A 15,256-nucleotide genomic window follows, 5' to 3' on the forward strand; every position below is an offset into this window, starting at 1 on the left:
ACCGGCCGGGCGCATTACGCTCGATGCACATGAGCGACAGGCACATCAGCGACCACTTCGAGACCCTCGCAATCCACGCGGGCAACACCGCGGACCCCCTGACCGGCGCGGTCGTCCCGCCGATCTACCAGGTTTCGACCTACAAGCAGGACGGCGTCGGCGGGCTGCGCGGCGGCTACGAGTACAGCCGCAGCGCCAACCCGACCCGGACCGCCCTGGAGGAGAACCTCGCCGCGCTGGACGGCGGTCGCCGAGGCCTCGCCTTCGCGTCCGGCCTGGCGGCCGAGGACACGCTGCTGCGTACGCTCCTCGGCCCGGGTGACCACGTGGTGATCCCGGACGACGCCTACGGCGGCACCTTCCGGCTCTTCGCCAAGGTGGCCACCCGCTGGGGCGTGGAGTGGTCCGTCGCCGACACCTCCGACCCGGCCGCCGTACGGGCCGCGATCACGCCGAAGACGAAGGCCGTCTGGGTGGAGACCCCCTCCAACCCGCTCCTCGGCATCACCGACATCGCCGCCGTCGCCCAGGTCGCCCACGACGCGGGCGTGAAGCTCGTCGTCGACAACACCTTCGCCACCCCCTACCTCCAGCAGCCGCTGGCACTCGGCGCGGACGTCGTCGTGTACTCGCTCACGAAGTACATGGGCGGCCACTCGGACGTGGTCGGCGGTGCGCTGGTCGTCGCCGACCAGGCGCTGGGCGAGGAGCTGGCCTACCACCAGAACGCGATGGGCGCCGTGGCCGGCCCCTTCGACTCCTGGCTGGTGCTGCGCGGCACCAAGACCCTCGCGGTGCGCATGGACCGGCACGGCGAGAACGCCACGAAGGTCGCCGACATGCTGACCCGGCACCCGCGCGTGACGCAGGTGTACTACCCGGGCCTGCCCGACCACCCCGGCCACGAGGTCGCCGCCAAGCAGATGAGGTCGTTCGGCGGCATGGTGTCGTTCCGCGTCGCGGGCGGCGAGGAGGCCGCGCTGGAGGTGTGCGCCCGTACCAAGGTGTTCACCCTCGGCGAGTCCCTCGGCGGTGTCGAGTCCCTGATCGAGCACCCCGGCCGGATGACGCACGCCTCCGTGGCCGGCTCCCAGCTGGAGGTCCCCGCCGACCTGGTGCGCCTGTCCGTCGGCATCGAGAACGTCGATGACCTGCTGGAGGACCTCAAGCAGGCCCTCGGCTAGCGACCGGGGTCACCGGCCGGTGACCGGCGGACTCGTCCGCGAGGGCGACTCCGCCCACGGGCGGGCCTCGGCCGCCCACACGGTGAACGCGAGGACCGCCGCGCACGCCAGCAGCCACAGCGCCCGCCGCGCGAGCCGCCGGCGCCGCAGCAGACGGTCCCCGCGGAGCACCGCGTCCGCGTACAGCTCGGGCGGCACCGGCGCCACGGCCCGCTCCATGACCGCGCGCACGGCGGCCTCCCGTTCCCCCCGCCTCACCAGGGCCTCCAGCACCGGCCGGGCGGGGGCGACGGCGCCACCGCCCCGCCCGCCGGCCCGGCCGGCCGTACGGCACCGTCCAGGGGCCCGGGTGGCGGCGGTACGACGGCGCCGTCCGGGAGCCGAGGTGGCGGTACGGCGGCGCCGTCCGTGGGGCTGGGTGGAGGTACGGCGGCGCCGTCCGTGGGGCCGGGTGGCGGTACTGCGGCACCGTCCGCGGGCCTCCCCGCGGTCAGGCACGCGCGCGTAGGGCGACGCGCCCGCTCCGCCGCGCGTTTCGCACCACCCGCGGCAGCACATTCCCCCACCGGCCTGGGCAAGCCCCCGGCGCCGCCGGTCATGACGGGGCCGCCTTCGCGGCCGTCCGGACCGCCGAAGCCGCCCGGGCAGGGTGCAGCACGGTCGCCGTCGCGCGTTCGCAGATGGTGTGGACGCGTTCCGCCGGCAGACCGAGCAGCGCGGCCGTCTGTTCCTCGGCCACCCCCTCGTAGATCCGCAGGACCAGCACCAGCCGCTCCCGGGGGGTGAGCGCGGCGAGCGGCCCGCGCGGACCGGGCCGGGCATGGCCGAAGGCGCCGTGGGGGTGCCAGGTGGTGTGCGCGAAGCGAGTGGCGAGGTACTGGCGGGCACAGTCGTACGGGTCCTCGCCGCGCAGCCGGTCCCAGCGGGCGTAGGTGTGGGCCAGGGCGAGTGTCAGCAGGCGTCGCGCGCGCGGGTTGGCGTCCGGTGCCTCAGCGGTGAGCAGCGTGGCCGCGTGCAGCAGGCGCCCCGCCGCGCCCGCCACGAACGCCTCGAACTCCAGGGCCCGGCGCTCACCGCGGGCCGGCTGCCGATCACGCACCGCGCCTCCCCCCGACGGGGCCCGTCCGGACCCGGTCTCATATCAAGCCAGGGGCGGCCCGGGGTCAAGACGTCGGACCCCTCCGGTGCGACGCGCGGCTCAGGAGGCCGAGGGCTGTTCCGCCGCCGGAACGCCCTGCACCGCCATCCGCGCGGAGAGCGCGTGATTGAAGCGGGTCAGGAGCGTGCAGAACTGCTCGCGCTCCTCCGGCGCCCAGTCGTGTGTCAGCTCGGCCATGAGCTGACGCCGGGACGAGCGCACCTCCTCCAGCCGGGCGGCGCCGCGCGGCGACAGCTGGAGCACCACCGCCCGCCCGTCCTCCGGGTGCGAGGTGCGCTTGACCAGGCCGGTGTCGACCAGGGGCGCCACCTGCCGGGTGACCGTGGAGGAGTCGATGCCCATGCTCGCCGCGAGCGCCTTGACCCCCATCGGGCCTTCCTTGTCGAGGCGGTTGAGCAGCAGATACGCGGCACGGTCCATGGAGTTGCGCACCTGGCCCAAGCCGCCGAGCCGCGTCTGCTCGGCACGGCGGGCGAACAGCGCCACCTCGTGCTGGAGGGTGTCGAGAAGACCGGTGTCACCGACGGTCGTCATGTCCATCGACATTCCTGGTGTTGTGGGCATGGCCGGAGGCTCACTTCATGAGGGCTGCTGGGTTGGGGGACAGGGTACGCGGCCGGGAGCGGCGCCGTACCGGCGCTGTGCGAACCGGTCTCGCAGCTTGGTCACATCCGGCGTGCGCAAATGTGAACTGCGATGCTGGTGATATGAGCTACCGCACGGCCGACTCCTTGCGTTCCGTCACCCTCGACGATGTGCGCGGTGCCCGGAAGATGCTGTCGGGCGTGGCCCGGGTGACCGCGCTTGAGGGCAGCCGGTACCTGTCCCGGCTGGTCGGCGCGCCGGTGCACCTGAAGTGCGAGAACCTCCAGCGGACCGGCTCGTTCAAGTTGCGCGGCGCCTATGTGCGGATCGCCGGGCTGCTGCCGGAGGAGCGGGCCGCCGGTGTGGTGGCCGCGAGCGCCGGCAACCACGCGCAGGGCGTGGCGCTGGCCTCCTCGCTGCTTGGCGTGCACGCCACGGTGTTCATGCCGCAGGGCGCCCCGCTGCCGAAGGTGAGCGCGACCCGGGACTACGGCGCCGAGGTGCGCCTGCACGGCCAGGTGGTCGACGAGACACTGGCCGCCGCCGAGGAGTACGCGGCCCGGACCGGCGCGGTGTTCATCCATCCCTTCGACCACCCGGACGTGATCGCCGGGCAGGGCACGGTCGGCCTGGAGATCCTGGAGCAGTGCCCCGAGGCGCGCACGATAGTCGTCGGCATGGGCGGCGGCGGGCTCGCGGCCGGGATCGCGGTGGCGGTCAAGGCGCTGCGGCCGGACGTCCGGATCATCGGCGTGCAGGCGGAGGGCGCCGCCTGCTACCCGCCCTCGCTGGCCGCCGGGCACCCGGTGTCGCTGCGGAACCCGGCGACGATGGCCGACGGCATCAGGGTGGGACGGCCCGGCGTGGTGCCGTTCGGGATCGTCGGCGAGCTGGTCGACGAGGTGCGCACGGTCAGCGAGGACGAGTTGTCGGCGGCGCTGCTGCTCTGCCTGGAGCGGGCCAAGCTGGTCGTGGAGCCGGCCGGGGCCAGCCCGGTCGCCGCGCTGCTCGCCGCGCCGGAGACCTTCGAGGGACCGGTCGTCGCGGTGCTCTCCGGCGGCAACGTCGATCCGGTGCTGATGCAGCGCGTGCTGCGGCACGGCATGGCCGCGCAGGGCCGTTACCTGGCCGTACGGCTACGGCTGACGGACCGGCCGGGCGCGCTCGCCACGCTTCTCGGGGTGCTGTCGGCGGCCGACGCCAACGTCCTCGACGTGAGCCACGTCCGCACCGACCCGCGCCTCGGGCTCACCGAGGCGGAGGTGGAGCTGCACCTGGAGACCAAGGGCCCGGCGCACTGCGCGGAGCTCGGCCGGGCCCTGCGGGACGCCGGTTACACGGTCATCGCCTGACATCCGGCGGCCGGTCATCCGGCATCCGACGGCCAACCACCCTTTCGGGTGAAGCCTCTTGAGGGACGCGATACATCGCGTTACGGTATCTCGTGTGGTCGCCGGGCTGCCTGTCGGCACCCGCGTGAGACGTCGCCCGCGCCGGTGCGGAAAAAAGGGGGCGCGGCCGGGCGAATACACCTAGCTTTTGCGAAGAGTCCGTCCCCGAAAATCCCCGACGAGGTGGAGACAGACATGCCAGGGGCCATCTATGCCGAAGGTCTGGTGAAGACCTTCGGCGACGTAAGGGCACTGGACGGCGTCGACCTGGACGTGCCCGAGGGCACCGTCCTCGGCCTGCTCGGGCCGAACGGCGCCGGCAAGACGACGACGGTCCGCTGCCTGACGACGCTGCTGCGCCCCGACAGCGGCAAGGCGGTCGTCGCGGGCGTGGACGTGCTGCGCCACCCCGACGCCGTGCGCCGCTCCATAGGCCTGTCCGGCCAGTTCGCGGCGGTGGACGAGTATCTGACCGGCCGGGAGAACCTGCAGATGGTCGGGCAGCTGTACCAGATGAGGGCGAAGGCGGCCAAGGCCCGCGCGGCGGAGCTGCTGGAGCAGTTCCACCTCGCGGACGCCGCCGACCGCCCCGCCAAGACCTACTCCGGAGGCATGCGCCGCCGGCTGGACCTCGCCGCCGCCCTCGTGGTCTCCCCGCCGGTGATGTTCATGGACGAACCGACGACGGGCCTCGACCCGCGCAACCGCCAGCAGCTGTGGGAGGTCATCAAGCAACTGGTCTCCGGGGGTACGACACTGCTGCTCACCACGCAGTACCTGGAGGAGGCCGACCATCTGGCCCATGACATCGCGGTCGTCGACCACGGCCGGGTCATCGCCCAGGGCACCTCCGACCAGCTCAAGGCCCGCACCGGCGGCGAGCGCGTCGAGGTCGTGGTGCAGGACCGGGAGCGCATCGCGACCGCGGCGGAGGTGCTGCGCAACCTCGGCAAGGGCGAGACCACGGTCGAGGAGCACACCCGCCGGCTCACGGTGCCCGTCAGCGGCGGCGCCAAGCTGCTCGCCGAGATCATCCGCGAGCTGGACACCCGCGGGATCGGGATAGACGACATCGGGCTGCGCCGCCCCACCCTCGACGACGTCTTCCTGTCCCTGACGGGACACGCGGCCGAGAGCGCCGACCAGGACCGGTCGGAGGCCCCGCACCAGCAGAAGGAACGGAACGGCAAGGAGGCCGTGAAATGAGCGCCGTCACCGACGCCGCACCCGCCCCCGCACCCGGCAACGCCGTCGGCCGGTCCGTCCGGGACTCGCTGATCGTCGCCCGGCGTAACTTGATTCGCATGTCCAGGATCCCCGAAATGTTAATTTTCGGGCTGATCCAGCCGATCATGTTCGTGGTGCTGTTCACCTATGTGTTCGGCGGTTCCATGAAGATCGGCGCCAGCACCAGCGCGCTCGACTACAAGAACTTCCTGATGGCCGGCATCTTCGCGCAGACCGTCACCTTCGCGACCGCGGGCGCCGGTGCCGGCATCGCCGACGACATGCACAAGGGGCTCATCGACCGCTTCCGCTCCCTGCCCATGGCGCGCGGTGCGGTGCTGACCGGCCGCACCCTCGCCGACCTGGTGCAGACGGCGCTCACCGTGCTGGTCCTCGCGATCGTCGCGTTGCTCGTCGGCTGGCGGACCGGCTCCGACGGCGACACGAACCCCGGCCGCGTCCTCGCCGCGTTCGGGCTGCTGCTCCTGCTCGGCTACGCGTTCACCTGGATCGGCGCGCTGATCGGCCTGAGCGTGCGCACCCCGGAGGCGGCCACCTCCGGCGGGCTCGTGTGGCTCTTCCCGGTCACCTTCCTCTCCAACGCGTTCGTGGACACCGCCAACATGACGCCCTGGCTGCGCCACATAGCCGAGTGGAACCCGTTCAGCGCCACCGTCCAGGCGGCCCGCGTCCTGTTCGCCAACCCCGGGCAGTCCGCCTCGGGCGCCTGGCCGATGCAGCACCCGGTGTGGGCCTCGCTGATCTACTCGGTCCTGATCGTCGTCGTCTTCCGCACCCTCGCGGTGCGCAAGTACCGCTCCGCGACCGCCTGACCACCGGCCCGGCGGCGGGCACGGGTCCGCTCCCCGGGCCCGCACATGACAAAGCCCCCGGCCGCCCCGAAGGGGGCCGGGGGCCCGAGGCGGACCAGTGGCCGGGGTCAGCTCGTGTAGGGCTCGGCCTTCAGGATCCGCACGGAGGCCTTCTTGCCGTTGGGCAGCTCGTACTCCGCGTCCTCACCGACCTTGTGGCCGATGACGCCCGCGCCCAGCGGGGACTGCGGGGAGTAGGTCTCGATGTCGGTGCTCGCGTACTCGCGGGAGGCGAGCAGGAACGTCAGCGTGTCGTCCTCGTCACCGTCGAAGGCGATCGTGACGACCATGCCCGGGGCGACGGCACCGTTCGCGGCCGGCGGCTCGCCGACCTTGGCGTTCTCGAGGAGCTGGGTCAGCTGGCGCACACGCAGCTCCTGCTTGCCCTGCTCCTCCTTGGCCGCGTGGTACCCGCCGTTCTCGCGCAGGTCGCCCTCCTCACGCGCAGCCGCGATCTTGGCGGCGATCTCCGTGCGCGCAGGACCAGTAAGGTACTCAAGCTCGTCCTTGAGCTTGTTGTACGCCTCCTGGGTCAGCCAGGTGACGTTCTCGCTGGTCTGGGTCACAGGGTGCTCCTCGTCGGTACTGGGAATACAAAGCATCGCCCTACCCAGAAGAATGTTCCCTCATGGATGGGCGAAACCACGAGCCTAACAATTCATGGGCGAAAGGGGGAGGACATAAGCCGTGTAAATCTCATCAACGCAGGTCAGGAGCCGCGTATTCCGGATGGCGCCGGGGAGTGTCCGCCGGCCGGCCCTCAGTCGGCGTGGCAGCCCAGCAGCTCGGCCGTCGTCCCCCGCGCGGTCGTACGGAGCGTGACGACCTTGTCGATGCGCGTGTCCGACCCGGAGAACCGGAAGTCGGCCCGGCCCACCTCGGCGCCGTCGTCCGACTGGGACCGCACGGTGCAGTAGCCGGAGGCGCCGGAGTCCTTGTGGACCTCCAGATGGACCTTCACCGTGTCGTCGGACGCCTGGAAGGCGATGACCTGGGCGCTGATCTCGCTCTGCGCCACGTAGTGGTAGGCGAAGTAGCCGACCAGGGCCAGCAGGGCCGCGCCCAGTACCGAGGCGGCGATCCTGAGCTTGCGGTCGGCGCGCTCGTCCGAGGAGCGGCCGTAGCGGCCCTCGGGCAGCCGCGTGCTCGCGGTACTCATGATCGTCCTCTCCGCGGAATTATTCGCCCCCCGATTGAGTCACTATAGAAGCCGCCGACTGCGCCCGGAGCCACGGGGGCGCCGAGTTACCGAGGATTGAGTCTTGACTGACCAGTTGCGACTGATGGCCGTTCACGCGCACCCCGACGACGAGTCGAGCAAGGGCGCGGCCACCATGGCGAAGTACGTGTCCGAGGGGGTGGACGTGCTGGTCGTGACGTGCACCGGCGGAGAGCGCGGTTCCATCCTCAACCCCAAGCTGCAGGGTGACGCGTACATCGAGAAGCACATCCACGAGGTGCGCAAGAAGGAGATGGACGAGGCCCGCGAGATCCTCGGCGTCAAGCAGGAGTGGCTGGGCTTCGTGGACTCCGGGCTGCCGGAGGGCGACCCGCTGCCGCCGCTGCCCGAGGGCTGCTTCGCCCTGGAGGACGTCGACAAGGCGGCCGGTGAGCTGGTGCGGAAGATCCGTTCCTTCCGCCCGCAGGTGATCACCACCTACGACGAGAACGGCGGCTACCCGCACCCCGACCACATCATGACCCACAAGATCTCCATGGTGGCGTTCGAGGGCGCGGCGGACACCCGGAAGTACCCCGAGGACGAGTACGGGCCCGCCTACCAGCCGCTGAAGCTGTACTACAACCAGGGCTTCAACCGCCCCCGCACCGAGGCCCTGCACCAGGCCATGCTCGACCGCGGCCTGGAGTCGCCGTACGGGGACTGGCTCAAGCGCTGGGACGAGGTGGAGCGCACCGAGCGCACGCTCACCACGCACGTTCCGTGCGCGGACTTCTTCGAGATCCGCGACAAGGCGCTGATCGCCCACGCCACGCAGATCGACCCGGACGGCGGCTGGTTCAAGGTGCCGCTGGAGCTCCAGAAGGAGGTCTGGCCCACCGAGGAGTACGAGCTCGCGAAGTCTCTGGTCGATACCTCCCTCCCCGAGGACGACCTCTTCGCGGGCATCCGGGACAATGCCTGACATGAGCGCAAGCGTGAGCCTCGCAATGACGCACCTGGTCCCCCTCGCCAAGGAGGTGGACCAGAACAAGGTCACCCCCGGTGTCCTCGGTTTCATCGTCTTCGCGGTGATGGCCGTGGCCGTCTGGGGTCTGATGAAGTCGATGAGCAAGCACATGCAGAAGGTCGACTTCAAGGAGGCCCCGGACACCGGGGCGGAGCCGGCCGGGAAGCAGGCCGGCTCCCCGGCACAGTAGGGCCCCGCACAGCAGGGCCCCCGGGGCTCACCACCACACCGGCACCGCCACCCCCGTCACCTCACGGCCGTGGCGGTCCGGTGCTTGCCGCGCGCCGGTCGCCGTGGGCTCTACGCGGCGCCGGAGCCCGTGGGAGAGTGGAACGGTGAACCGACTGGCCCATGAGACGTCCCCGTATCTGCTCCAGCACGCCGACAATCCCGTCGACTGGTGGCCATGGTCGGCCGAGGCCTTCGCCGAGGCCCGGCGGACGAACAAACCCGTCCTGCTGAGCGTCGGGTACAGCTCCTGTCACTGGTGCCACGTCATGGCCCACGAGTCCTTCGAGGACCAGGGCACCGCCGACTACCTCAACGAGCACTTCGTCAGCGTCAAGGTCGACCGCGAGGAGCGGCCGGACGTGGACGCGGTGTACATGGAGGCGGTCCAGGCGGCCACCGGCCACGGCGGCTGGCCCATGACCGTGTTCCTCACGCCCGACGCCGAACCCTTCTACTTCGGCACCTACTACCCGCCCGCCCCGCGCCACGGCATGCCCTCCTTCCGGCAGGTGCTGGAAGGCGTCCAGCAGGCCTGGACCACCCGGCGGGAGGAGGTCGGCGAGGTCGCCGGGAAGATCGTCCGGGATCTCGCCCAGCGGGAGATCGTCCGGCAGGCCGCCGAGGCGCCCGGTGAGCAGGAGCTCGCCCAGGCCCTGCTCGGCCTCACCCGCGAGTACGACCCGCAGCGCGGCGGATTCGGCGGCGCGCCCAAGTTCCCGCCGTCCATGGTGCTGGAGTTCCTGCTGCGCCATCACGCCCGCACGGGCGCCGAAGGCGCGTTGCAGATGGCCGTGGACACCTGTGAGCGGATGGCGCGGGGCGGGATCTACGACCAGCTCGGCGGCGGGTTCGCCCGGTACTCCGTCGACCGGGACTGGACGGTGCCCCATTTTGAGAAGATGTTGTACGATAACGCCCTTTTGTGCCGGGTGTACGCGCATCTGTGGCGGGCCACCGGTTCGGACCTCGCCCGGCGGGTGGCGCTGGAGACCGCCGACTTCCTCGTCCGCGAACTGCGCACGCCGGAGGGCGGGTTCGCCTCCGCGCTCGACGCCGACAGCGACGACGGCACCGGACGGCACGTGGAGGGGGCGTACTACGTGTGGACGCCCGCGCAGCTGCGCGACGTCCTCGGTGACGACGCCGGACTCGCCGCCCAGTACTTCGGCGTGACCGAGGAGGGCACCTTCGAGCACGGGCAGTCGGTGCTGCAACTGCCGCAGACGGAGGGCGTGTTCGACGCCGAGAAGATCGCGTCCGTGCGGCGCCGGCTGTTCGACGCCCGTGCCCGGCGGCCCGCCCCCGGCCGGGACGACAAGGTCGTCGCCGCCTGGAACGGGCTCGCCGTCGCCGCGCTCGCCGAGACCGGCGCCTACTTCGGCCGGCCCGACCTGGTCGAGGCCGCGCTCGGCGCCGCCGATCTGCTCGTCCGCGTCCACCTGGACGAGCACGCCCGGCTCGCGCGCACCAGCAAGGACGGCCGGGTCGGCCCCAACGCGGGCGTGCTGGAGGACTACGGCGATGTGGCCGAGGGCTTCCTGGCGCTCGCGTCGGTCACCGGCGAGGGCGTCTGGCTCGACTTCGCCGGACTGCTGCTCGACCAGGTCCTGGTCCGGTTCACCGACCCGGCCACCGGTGCCCTGTTCGACACCGCCTCCGACGCCGAGCGGCTGATCCGTCGGCCCCAGGACCCCACCGACAACGCCTCCCCCTCCGGCTGGACCGCCGCCGCCGGGGCCCTGCTGGGCTACGCCGCGCACACCGGTTCCGAGGCCCACCGGGTGGCCGCCGAGCGGGCGCTGGGGGTCGTGAAGACCCTCGGGCCGCGGGTGCCGCGGTTCATCGGGTGGGGGCTGGCCGTCGCCGAGGCACTGCTCGACGGGCCGCGCGAGGTGGCCGTCGTGGGACCCGGCCCGGACGACGAGCGGACGGCCGCCCTGCACCGTACGGCCCTGCTGGGCGCGGCCCCGGGTGCCGTCGTCGCCTGCGGCACCCCGGACGGCGACGAGTTCCCGCTGCTGGCCGGCCGCACCCTCATCGACGGCGCCCCGGCCGCGTACGTCTGCCGGGGCTTCGTCTGCGACCTGCCGGTGACGGACCCGGAGGCGCTGCGGGCGAAGCTGGCCTGAGGCCCGCCGGGTGGGCGGGCGTCAGCGCCGTACCGCGCCCCGCCGGCTCAGGGCGCGTTCCACGATCGCCTCCAGCTGATCGTGGTGCGCGCCCTTCCAGTACGCGCGACCGCAGTCCGCGCACTGGGCGAACGCGTCGTACGTGCGCCGGGTGCCGCCCTCGAGCTGGTCGGCGATCTCCTCCTTGGCGGCTTCCCGCAGCAGGCCGTTGCACGCGGTGCAGCGGCTCCAGGGCCGCAGCTCGGGATCGAAGCGGTCCAGGACGTCGTCGAGCTGGTCGTCGGGGCGGGTGCTGTAGACGAACGCGCCGGCCCACAGCTCCCGGCGGCGCAGCAGGCCCCGGTCGCGGCTGAGCATCACCCGCTTCTCGGCCGCCGAGCGGGCGGCGAGCGCCGGGTCGCCGATGTCCGTGGACTCGTACGCCGTGTCCACGCCGAGCAGCCGCAGCCGGCGGGCGAGCGTGCCGAGATGGACGTCGAGGAGGAAGCGCAGCGGCGCGCCGGGCACCCGCTGGGGGCGCTCCACCGGGCGCACGACGACCCGCTCGGCGGCGCCCGGGATGTGCCCGGGCGGGACCGGGCGGCCGTCCACGATCAGGGTGCCGACCTCGGTGAGCGGGATGCCGAGGGACTCGATGACGTGGCCGAGCGTCGAGACGCCGTCGGTGGCCAGCGCCGTGGCCCCGTGCCGGCGGGCGGCCGGCACGAACAGATGGAGCGCGGGGTCGACTTCGACGTGGATCTCGGTTGCGTTCACCCGGCCAGCATCGCACGGGACCCCGCGCGGACCTCGGCGTTTTTTCTCCGGGGGCGGCTCACGCGTGCTGGTAGGCGACCAGCGAGATGCCGACGTAGTGCACGACGAACGCGGCGAGGGTGAGGGAGTGGAAGACCTCGTGGAAGCCGAACCAGCGCGGTGACGGGTTCGGGCGCTTGATGCCGTAGATCACGCCGCCGGCGCTGTACAGCAGACCGCCGACCACGACCAGGACCAGGACGGCGATGCCGCCGGCGCGCAGGAAGTCGGGCAGGAAGAACACGGCCGCCCAGCCCATCGCGATGTAGCAGGGCGTGTACAGCCAGCGAGGGGCGCCGACCCAGAAGACGCGGAAGACGATGCCGGCCGCCGCAGCGCCCCAGATGCCCCACAGCAGCCAGCGGCCCTTCCCGTCGGGCAGGAGCAGCAGGGTGAGCGGGGTGTAGGTGCCCGCGATGATCAGGAAGATGTTGGCGTGATCCAGTCGGCGCAGCACGCCGTCCATGCGGGGGCTCCAGTTGCCCCGGTGGTACAGCGCGCTGACGCCGAAGAGCAGACACGCCGTCAGGACGTAGATACCGCAGGCTATGCGGCCTCTGGTCGAGTCGGCGAGGGCGGTGAGTACGAGGCCCGCGATGAGCACGGCCGGGAACATGCCGAGGTGCAGCCACCCGCGGAGTCGGGGCTTGACCGGATGCGGCAGGGAAAGCGCGACGGGACCGCGGCCGGCGGCCGGCGTGTCCGTGGGCGCGTCGGGGACGGACGCAGTCATGCGGGGCATGGTACCGACGCCTTCGTAAATCAAACGTCAATGCGTACGCATCCAGGTCACTCCCGCGTGGTTGGCAAAAAGTCCTTCAGCCGAACCCAACGTGGACGCAAAACAACCTGGACACCGTGGGATTCCTCACGCCGCTCACCTGTGATGCCCTCTGGACAGATGGGCACTAGACTCGGATGATCAAATGAGTGCGGTCGGCACCGGATGAGCGGCTACGAAGCATCCGGGTCGCGGCCCCCACGGGGCGAACACACCTCAAAACCCTCACTTAGGAGCAATCGTGGCGCGCGACAACGCGGCTCCCACCGTCGTCCCCACCAACCACCGGGAACTGATCTCGTGGGTCAACGAGATCGCCGAACTGACGCAGCCGGACAGGGTGGTCTGGTGCGACGGCTCCGAGGCCGAGTACGAGCGGCTGTGCGAGGAACTGGTCGCCAAGGGAACGTTCAAGAAGCTCGACCCGGTCAAGCGCCCGCACTCCTACTACGCCGCCTCGGACCCGACCGACGTCGCGCGCGTCGAGGACCGCACCTTCATCTGCTCCGAGAAGGAGGAGGACGCGGGCCCGACCAACCACTGGAAGGCCCCCGCCGAGATGCGGGAGATCTTCACCGGTGACCAGGGCCTGTTCCGCGGCTCGATGCGGGGCCGCACGATGTACGTCGTGCCGTTCTGCATGGGCCCGCTCGGCTCCCCGCTGTCCGCGCTGGGCGTGGAGATCACCGACTCCGCGTACGTGGCCGTCTCCATGCGCACGATGACGCGCATGGGCCAGGCCGTCCTGGACGAGCTGGGCGAAGAGGGCTTCTTCGTCAAGGCCGTTCACACGCTGGGCGCCCCGCTGGAGCCGGGCCAGGAGGACGTCCCCTGGCCCTGCAACCAGACCAAGTACATCTCACACTTCCCCGAGACCCGCGAGATCTGGTCCTACGGCTCCGGCTACGGCGGCAACGCCCTGCTCGGCAAGAAGTGCTACGCGCTGCGTATCGCCTCGGTCATGGCCCGTGACGAGGGCTGGCTGGCCGAGCACATGCTGATCCTGAAGCTCACCCCGCCGCAGGGCGAGGCCAAGTACGTCGCCGCCGCCTTCCCCTCGGCCTGCGGCAAGACCAACCTCGCCATGCTGGAGCCCACGATCTCCGGCTGGACGGTGGAGACCGTCGGCGACGACATCGCCTGGATGCGGTTCGGCGAGGACGGCCGGCTGTACGCGATCAACCCCGAGGCGGGCTTCTTCGGCGTCGCGCCCGGCACCGGTGAGCACACCAACGCCAACGCGATGAAGACCCTGTGGGGCAACGCGGTCTTCACCAACGTCGCGCTCACCGACAACGGCGACGTGTGGTGGGAGGGCATGACCGAGGAGTCCCCGGCCCACCTGACCGACTGGAAGGGCAACGACTGGACGCCCGGGTCCGGGACCCCGGCCGCCCACCCCAACGCCCGCTTCACCGTGCCGGCCTCGCAGTGCCCGATCATCGCGCCCGAGTGGGAGGACCCCAAGGGCGTGCCGATCTCGGCGATCCTGTTCGGCGGCCGCCGGGCCACGGCCGTGCCGCTGGTGACGGAGTCCTTCGACTGGAACCACGGCGTCTTCCTCGGCGCCAACGTGGCCTCCGAGAAGACCGCGGCGGCCGAGGGCAAGGTCGGCGAGCTGCGCCGCGACCCGTTCGCCATGCTCCCGTTCTGCGGCTACAACATGGGCGACTACATGGCCCACTGGATCGACGTGGCCAAGGACAAGGACCAGTCCAAGCTGCCGAAGATCTACTACGTCAACTGGTTCCGCAAGGACGACGAGGGCCGGTTCGTCTGGCCGGGCTTCGGCGAGAACTCCCGTGTCCTGAAGTGGATCATGGAGCGGCTGGAGGGCAGGGCCGAGGGCGTCGAGACCCCGATCGGCATCCTGCCGGCCAAGGGCGCGCTGGACACCGACGGGCTCGAACTGCCCGAGGCCGACCTGGACTTCCTGCTCACCGTGGACAAGGAGGTCTGGCGCGAGGAGGCCGCCCTGGTCCCCGAGCACCTGAACACCTTCGGCGACCACACCCCGAAGGAGCTCTGGGACCAGTACCACGCGCTGCTGGAGCGCCTGGGCTGAGCCCCGTACCCGAAAGACTCCGCGGCCGGTCCGGATGTGCCCTGACCAGCGATCGTCACGACCGGCCGCGGTGACCACCCGCCCGGGGCCCCGCACAACGGCGTGCGGGGCCCCGGGCTTTGGGCGTCGGGGCCGGCGGGATGGATGGCGCCCGGTCCGCGCGTCGCTGCGGGTGCGCGCGGACCGGGGCCGACAGGGGGACCCTCGGCGGGGTCAGTGGGCCGGGCTGAGCGTCTTCGGGTCGGTCCCGGCGGCGTGGGCGTCCATCCGCTCGGCCGCGAGGATCGCCGCCGCGGTGTCCGCGCGGGAGGCGGCGACCACGAGGGCGCGTCCGGCGAGGGTGTGCGCCCGCCGGTGCAGTGCGGCCGGGTCGCCCGCCACGGCCGGTGCCGCGCGCAGCGGCGTCCGGCCGCCGCGCAGCCGGGCCACCTGGGCCGCGAGGCGTTCCGCGGCGGTGTCCAGGTCGGCGGACGGGGTCAGGGCGCGCAGTTCGTCGGTGACCGCGAGCAGTGCGGCGAGGTGTCCGGCGAGCTGGATGTCCAGCTCCTCCTCGCGCGACCGGTGGGGGAAGTCGCAGGGGGTGCCGGCCATCGTGCTGTGGACCGACTTGGAGCGGATCGGTTCGTACATGGGGATGGCCTCCTGTGC

General features: G+C 71.8%; 16 protein-coding genes. 8 read left to right on the forward strand and 8 right to left on the reverse strand.

What is annotated here, in order from left to right; all coding sequences use genetic code 11:
• Nucleotides 1–29 precede the first annotated feature (29 nt).
• Nucleotides 30–1,184, forward strand: coding sequence for a cystathionine gamma-synthase (locus IE251_RS01505; protein ID WP_030619414.1), 1,155 nt, complete (start codon nucleotides 30–32; stop codon nucleotides 1,182–1,184).
• A gap of 9 nt (nucleotides 1,185–1,193) precedes the next feature.
• On the opposite strand, the gene IE251_RS01510 is transcribed toward IE251_RS01505, so the two are convergent.
• The 3 genes from IE251_RS01510 to IE251_RS01520 all read right to left on the reverse strand — a co-directional run bounded on the left by IE251_RS01510 (nucleotide 1,194) and on the right by IE251_RS01520 (nucleotide 2,889).
• Nucleotides 1,194–1,442, reverse strand: a complete 249-nt coding sequence (locus IE251_RS01510) for a hypothetical protein (protein WP_189751067.1) — start codon at nucleotides 1,440–1,442, stop codon at nucleotides 1,194–1,196.
• Between the two features lie 337 nt (nucleotides 1,443–1,779).
• The gene (locus tag IE251_RS01515; RefSeq protein WP_189751068.1) at nucleotides 1,780–2,283 is read right to left on the reverse strand and encodes a sigma factor-like helix-turn-helix DNA-binding protein; all 504 of its coding nucleotides are present in this window, start codon (nucleotides 2,281–2,283) and stop codon (nucleotides 1,780–1,782) included.
• 99 nt (nucleotides 2,284–2,382) lie between these two features.
• Nucleotides 2,383–2,889: a MarR family winged helix-turn-helix transcriptional regulator gene (locus tag IE251_RS01520; RefSeq protein ID WP_189751292.1), complete on the reverse strand. Its 507-nt coding sequence runs from the start codon at nucleotides 2,887–2,889 to the stop codon at nucleotides 2,383–2,385.
• A gap of 161 nt (nucleotides 2,890–3,050) precedes the next feature.
• Between IE251_RS01520 and ilvA the strand changes: the two genes are divergently transcribed.
• From ilvA to IE251_RS01535, 3 genes are all read left to right on the forward strand, one after another.
• Entirely contained in the window at nucleotides 3,051–4,280 is a 1,230-nt protein-coding gene (gene ilvA, locus IE251_RS01525) for a threonine ammonia-lyase (protein WP_189751069.1), read from the forward strand.
• A gap of 234 nt (nucleotides 4,281–4,514) precedes the next feature.
• A complete protein-coding gene (locus IE251_RS01530) occupies nucleotides 4,515–5,525 on the forward strand; it encodes an ATP-binding cassette domain-containing protein (RefSeq protein ID WP_189751070.1) in 1,011 nt (336 codons plus the stop codon).
• On the forward strand, nucleotides 5,522–6,379 hold the full coding sequence (locus IE251_RS01535) for an ABC transporter permease (RefSeq protein WP_189751071.1): 858 nt from the start codon (nucleotides 5,522–5,524) through the stop codon (nucleotides 6,377–6,379). The genes IE251_RS01530 and IE251_RS01535 overlap by 4 nt, the downstream gene beginning before the upstream one ends.
• 107 nt (nucleotides 6,380–6,486) lie before the next feature.
• On the opposite strand, the gene greA is transcribed toward IE251_RS01535, so the two are convergent.
• Entirely contained in the window at nucleotides 6,487–6,984 is a 498-nt protein-coding gene (gene greA, locus IE251_RS01540; RefSeq protein WP_189751072.1) for a transcription elongation factor GreA, read from the reverse strand.
• A 194-nt stretch (nucleotides 6,985–7,178) separates the two neighbouring features.
• Complete coding sequence (locus IE251_RS01545; RefSeq protein WP_189751073.1) at nucleotides 7,179–7,577, reverse strand: DUF4307 domain-containing protein; 399 nt, start codon at nucleotides 7,575–7,577, stop codon at nucleotides 7,179–7,181.
• A 124-nt stretch (nucleotides 7,578–7,701) separates the two neighbouring features.
• On the opposite strand from IE251_RS01545, the gene mca reads away from it, so the two are divergent.
• The 3 genes from mca to IE251_RS01560 all read left to right on the forward strand — a co-directional run bounded on the left by mca (nucleotide 7,702) and on the right by IE251_RS01560 (nucleotide 10,967).
• On the forward strand, nucleotides 7,702–8,562 hold the full coding sequence (gene mca, locus IE251_RS01550) for a mycothiol conjugate amidase Mca (RefSeq protein ID WP_189751293.1): 861 nt from the start codon (nucleotides 7,702–7,704) through the stop codon (nucleotides 8,560–8,562).
• Nucleotides 8,555–8,797: a hypothetical protein gene (locus IE251_RS01555; protein ID WP_181794606.1), complete on the forward strand. Its 243-nt coding sequence runs from the start codon at nucleotides 8,555–8,557 to the stop codon at nucleotides 8,795–8,797. Before mca ends, IE251_RS01555 begins: the two co-directional genes overlap by 8 nt.
• A gap of 145 nt (nucleotides 8,798–8,942) precedes the next feature.
• Nucleotides 8,943–10,967: a thioredoxin domain-containing protein gene (locus IE251_RS01560; protein ID WP_189751074.1), complete on the forward strand. Its 2,025-nt coding sequence runs from the start codon at nucleotides 8,943–8,945 to the stop codon at nucleotides 10,965–10,967.
• A 21-nt stretch (nucleotides 10,968–10,988) separates the two neighbouring features.
• Here IE251_RS01560 and IE251_RS01565 read toward each other — a convergent pair whose 3' ends face one another.
• On the reverse strand, nucleotides 10,989–11,723 hold the full coding sequence (locus IE251_RS01565) for a Mut7-C RNAse domain-containing protein (protein ID WP_189751075.1): 735 nt from the start codon (nucleotides 11,721–11,723) through the stop codon (nucleotides 10,989–10,991).
• Nucleotides 11,724–11,781: 58 nt separating this feature from the next.
• Nucleotides 11,782–12,495, reverse strand: coding sequence for a PAQR family membrane homeostasis protein TrhA (gene trhA / locus IE251_RS01570; RefSeq protein WP_189751076.1), 714 nt, complete (start codon nucleotides 12,493–12,495; stop codon nucleotides 11,782–11,784).
• Between the two features lie 289 nt (nucleotides 12,496–12,784).
• Between trhA and IE251_RS01575 the strand changes: the two genes are divergently transcribed.
• Nucleotides 12,785–14,608 carry a phosphoenolpyruvate carboxykinase (GTP) gene (locus tag IE251_RS01575; RefSeq protein WP_189751077.1) on the forward strand — a complete coding sequence of 608 codons (1,824 nt, stop codon included), beginning with the start codon at nucleotides 12,785–12,787 and terminating at the stop codon, nucleotides 14,606–14,608.
• A 213-nt stretch (nucleotides 14,609–14,821) separates the two neighbouring features.
• Here the strand turns inward: IE251_RS01575 and IE251_RS01580 are convergent, their stop codons facing one another.
• The gene (locus IE251_RS01580; protein WP_189751078.1) at nucleotides 14,822–15,238 is read right to left on the reverse strand and encodes an SCO4983 family protein; all 417 of its coding nucleotides are present in this window, start codon (nucleotides 15,236–15,238) and stop codon (nucleotides 14,822–14,824) included.
• Between the last annotated feature and the right edge of the window lie 18 nt (nucleotides 15,239–15,256).

Origin of the sequence: Streptomyces eurythermus (assembly GCF_014649115.1) — a bacterium.
In the GTDB taxonomy this organism is placed as follows: domain Bacteria; phylum Actinomycetota; class Actinomycetes; order Streptomycetales; family Streptomycetaceae; genus Streptomyces; species Streptomyces eurythermus.